We start from the raw sequence: 1,368 nt of genomic DNA on the forward strand, positions 1-1,368 counted from the left end.
GTCTCGGACGTGAAACGGTCACCGGTGAGCTGCATGCCGTCACCCGAGTCACCCGCGAAACGGATGATCACACGGTCCAGCCGACGGACTTCCTTCTCGCCGGGACCCGCGGGCGTGCGCTGTCCACCGACAACAGCACCCCCGGCCCCGTCGGCCTGCTCGGCTGGGCTACTGACCTGGCTGGTCACTGAACTGGACCTCCTTCGAGGCGTGGCGTTCGCAAGGCCAACCCTACGTCGGTAAGGGTGTCCTTCCTTGGGCCGCTCATATGCTGGACCGTCCCGTGGGACGGCCTGGTCCGGAGTGTCTCCCGCCGCGCAAACCATCGGTGAGGAGACACTCCGCCGTCAGGTTCTTCGACACCCCCGTCGAGCCAGGCGCTACAGCATTGCCTGACAGGGTGTCAGTTGATCAGGATCTCAGATAGGTGAGGACGGCGAGCACGCGCCGGTGATCCCCGTCACTCGGCGACAGGCCGAGCTTCATGAAGATGTTGCTGACGTGCTTCTCCACCGCTCCGTCGCTGACCACCAGCTGCTTGGCCACCGCCGAGTTCGTCCGCCCCTCGGCCATCAGCCCCAGCACTTCGCGCTCGCGCGGCGTGAGCCCCGCCAGCACGTCCTGCTTGCGGCTGCGGCCCAGCAGCTGGGCGACCACCTCGGGGTCCAGGGCCGTGCCGCCCCGGGCCACCCGGACCACCGCGTCGAGGAACTCGCGCACCTCGGCCACCCGGTCCTTGAGCAGGTACCCCACTCCGGTACTGGAACCGGCCAGCAGTTCGGTGGCGTACTGCTCCTCGACGTACTGCGACAGCACGAGCACACCGATTCCGGGGTAGTCCTTGCGCAGCCGTACGGCCGCCCGCACCCCCTCGTCGGTGTGGGTCGGCGGCATCCGTACGTCCGCCACCACCACGTCCGGCAGCGCGTCCTCCGCCGCCAGCTCCGCCACCGTCTTGATCAGGGCTTCCGCGTCCCCGACGCCGGCTACGACGTCATGCCCCCGGTCGGTCAGCAACCGGGTCAGGCCCTCACGCAGCAGCACTGAATCCTCGGCGATGACCACCCGCACCCTGTCTTCCACGACTCAGCAGCTCCCGCATCACTCGTTGTCGATCCCTGGCACAGCCAAGCATCCCAGCCTCGGGGCCGGGTCAAGGCCGGTCCGGGCCAACAAGTGCGCACACGCCCCCACTTTGCGAGGTCACCCCCACCCCCGGGCCTTCGGCCACATCCAGCCCCGCCGGCGTTTGAGGCGCGGGTCCGGGCGGAGCCCCTGGTGGCCCCGCCACTCCGGCCGGGCCATCTCAGCCCCGCCGCACAGTCAGGCCTGGCCACATCCAGCCCCGCCGGCGTTTGAGGCTGTCTC

At 69.4% G+C, this 1,368-nt stretch carries 2 protein-coding genes; both read right to left on the bottom strand.

The window, feature by feature from the left end; all coding sequences use genetic code 11:
* The coding region (locus ACFWAR_RS39380) for a hypothetical protein (RefSeq protein ID WP_385788549.1) at positions 1 to 188 on the bottom strand (188 nt) is incomplete at its 3' end.
* A gap of 223 nt (positions 189 to 411) precedes the next feature.
* Complete coding sequence (locus ACFWAR_RS39385; RefSeq protein WP_330335137.1) at positions 412 to 1,071, bottom strand: response regulator transcription factor; 660 nt, start codon at positions 1,069 to 1,071, stop codon at positions 412 to 414.
* Between the last annotated feature and the right edge of the window lie 297 nt (positions 1,072 to 1,368).

Origin of the sequence: Streptomyces sp. NPDC059917, from assembly GCF_042730635.1 — a bacterium.
In the GTDB taxonomy this organism is placed as follows: Bacteria; Actinomycetota; Actinomycetes; order Streptomycetales; family Streptomycetaceae; genus Streptomyces.